Genomic DNA, 2,741 nt, shown 5'->3' on the forward strand with positions numbered 1-2,741 from the left:
ACTTCATCAACGTATCGCGTCGGAAGCGAACTCGCTGGACGGGCTCGCCGTCGCTGTCCAAGCCGACGACGTGGAAGATGTTCTTGCCGATATCGACACCATAGACGGCCGCGGGGCGCGGCGCATTGCGTAGGGACATTGCAACCTCCTTTGTTGTGACTGCCCAGATGATGCTGCGGGAGGACGGGGCGGACCATCCCATTAATGGTAGGGCCCGCCGCCAAGCGCGAGCCGTCGCGCATCTGCAGGCCGTCATGGGCGTGTCGGAGCGTCGGGCCTGTTCCTTCGTCGGTTCCGATCGCAAGATGGTCCGCTATCGGTGGCGTCCGCCGGAGACGGAGCTGCGCACAAGGTTACGCGACCTCACCAACGAGCGCCGCCGCTTCGGCTATCGACGCCTGTTCATTCTGCTCCAGCGAGAGGGCGAGCCATCAGGGGTCAATCGCATCTACCGGCTCTACCGCGAGGAGGGCCTGACGGTACGCAAACGCCAGGCACCGCGACGAGCGGTCGGCACGCGGGCGCCGATCCTGGTTGAGGCGAAGCCGAACGCGCGCTGGTCGCTGGACTTCGTCCATGACCAGTTCGCCTGCGGGCGACGGTTCCGGGTGCTGAACATCGTCGACGACGTGACGCGCGAATGCCTTGCCGCGATCCCGGACACGTCGATCTCCGGTCGGCGCGTTGCTCGGCAGGCACGACTTCAACATCGCGAGGCCGCATTCCTCGCTCGGCTACCAGACCCCGGCGGCCTTCGCCGGAACCCTCGCCGCAACCGGCTCCGACGCTGCGCTCAATGAAGGCTTCGCGTCTCCGCCGGTTGCTCATGTCGTGCCCCGGCAGATTGCCGACTGCGAACAGAGAGAAATCACAGGAGTGCCAAAAGCGTGGCCGACCATCAAGACATGTTTTGCGCTTGGAGATCACTCAAAGATCGGCCGTCGGAAAAGCCGGACTAAAGCCCCGCTCGGCGGTAAATCGAGATGTGACGTTTGGACCCTTCGGTAAACGCACCTCCAGCCCAATCTCCCCAACGCTCCACCAGCTTCAGTCCCACGCATTCGGCCATGGTATCGAGTTCCTGATGATATACGTAGCGAGCGCGATGTGGCAGACGTCTGACTGATGTGCCAGAAAACCAGAGGAGCGTTGAGACCAAGTTCTGGTTTAGTGGATCGTGGACATCCGCGGCGAGGATCGTATTCTCGTAATCCACGAACAGTGTAGTAGTTTTCTGGCCGCCTACGAAGCCATCCAAGGCCGGCACACCCAATTCTATCACCAAAGTACCCGCATCATGCAGCGCTTCTGCGGCAGATCGGAGGCAAGCTATTTGCGCTTCGCGTGTGAAGAGCACCGTGAACGTGTTATAAGCGCAATACACCAAATCGTAGCGTTGCTCTGAGCTGAAATTGGCAATGTCCCCCTTCCAAGTCTTGATCAGATCGGTGCGATTCGCGAGAAGTTTCAACATGCTATCCGAATTGTCGATACCTTCGACCCTGACGCCCCGCTCGCTCAGCGGCACTGCCACGCGTCCGTCTCCAATACCTAGCTCAAGAGCACTCCCCCCACTGCAATACCTCTCAAGAACGGCAGCAGCATCGTCTGCCTCAGCGACTTTACCTCGCATGCTAGTATATTGTTCATAGACAGAGGCCCAGTTGTCACCGTAGACGAAATCATCAGACATATTATATTCTCCTGTTGAACGGACGTGGGGTCGTTCGATCTAAGTCAACCCTCGCTTTTGTACTTCGCATTGAGGAATTTGGCCCTATTTTCGGCCAATCCGCGAACATCCGGCGTATCCTTTTGCATTGACTAGTTCGTGGTTGCTCGGAACCTGAGCAGAAGATTTCACCGAAAGGTGCATCGCCATAGAACTGGAGCGCGCATCCAGTGACTGCGCACCTACACTGGCCAATACAGAAGATTCTAGTTCGCCGATAATGTCTCCTACATCGATCCGTTCCGTGGCCAGGAACTGCTCGAAGGATGTCGCATTAGTCAAGCTCTCAAGCGAAATCATCGGTGCTGATATCGAACGACTCTGGTGCGCAGGTGGAACGTCACAGTCCAAAAAACGCAAGAGCTATGCCAACTCCAAAAGCGGTCTAATTCCTTATGTTGGCTTTTCGCGTCCGATTCTGTTTGCTTCCTCCGACACAATTTTTGTCAGGCTCTCGACAATGAACAATCGAGTCGCAAAAGGTACCGGCGTCTCAGGGACGCCGCGTGCGAGGAGGTCGTCGGCCTCCACGCCTCCAAGTAGTGTGTAGGTACTTCGAGGCGGCTGGCAGAAGCCGGAGTAGCCGCGCCACCGAGTGCATGCCTTCAACTCTCTGGTCAACTACTACAAACTTACGCGGGGGGGGTCCGAAGTGTTGTGGATCGCCTTGCACTTGGCGCGAGGGCGGTTCGCGGCGGGAGTTGCGGCTCTGCGGAGATCGGCGTGATCATCGTACGCATACGGCGACGGCCGCGGAGTCTGTTGGTGCGCGCGAGACCCTGCAGCTCTATGATTGTCGCGCGTGAGGTTCAGGCGGCCTGCTGATCAGCGGGCTTTTCAGGCTCACGCGAGCGCTTCCACTCCCAAGGCAGCAGTTCGTGCAGACGCGAGATGGGCAGATCAGCGATACGGGCAAAACGTCGGCGAGCCAGGCCTTCGGATCAACGTCGCTGAGGCGACAGGTCATGATCATCGTCGTCATGACGGCGGTTCGGTCGGCGCCACGCTG

The 2,741-nt window shown here is 58.7% G+C and carries 1 protein-coding gene and 2 pseudogenes; 1 reads left to right on the forward strand and 2 read right to left on the reverse strand.

Going from position 1 to position 2,741, the window contains the following annotated elements; translation table 11 throughout:
- Positions 1-212: 212 nt before the first annotated feature.
- A pseudogene (locus tag EN780_RS31560) lies at positions 213-1,008 on the forward strand (IS3 family transposase); the annotation flags it as partial.
- Here the strand turns inward: EN780_RS31560 and EN780_RS31565 are convergent.
- Together EN780_RS31565 and EN780_RS31570 are read right to left on the reverse strand one after the other, a co-directional pair.
- Positions 956-1,693 (reverse strand): class I SAM-dependent methyltransferase, encoded by a 738-nt coding sequence (locus tag EN780_RS31565; RefSeq protein ID WP_128276224.1) that lies wholly within the window; start codon positions 1,691-1,693, stop codon positions 956-958. The pseudogene EN780_RS31560 and the gene EN780_RS31565 sit on opposite strands and share 53 nt — an antisense overlap.
- Positions 1,694-2,541: 848 nt before the next feature.
- Positions 2,542-2,741: pseudogene (locus tag EN780_RS31570) on the reverse strand (transposase domain-containing protein); the annotation flags it as partial.

It is taken from the genome of Mesorhizobium sp. M4B.F.Ca.ET.089.01.1.1, assembly GCF_004022605.1.
In the GTDB taxonomy this organism is placed as follows: domain Bacteria; phylum Pseudomonadota; class Alphaproteobacteria; order Rhizobiales; family Rhizobiaceae; genus Mesorhizobium; species Mesorhizobium abyssinicae.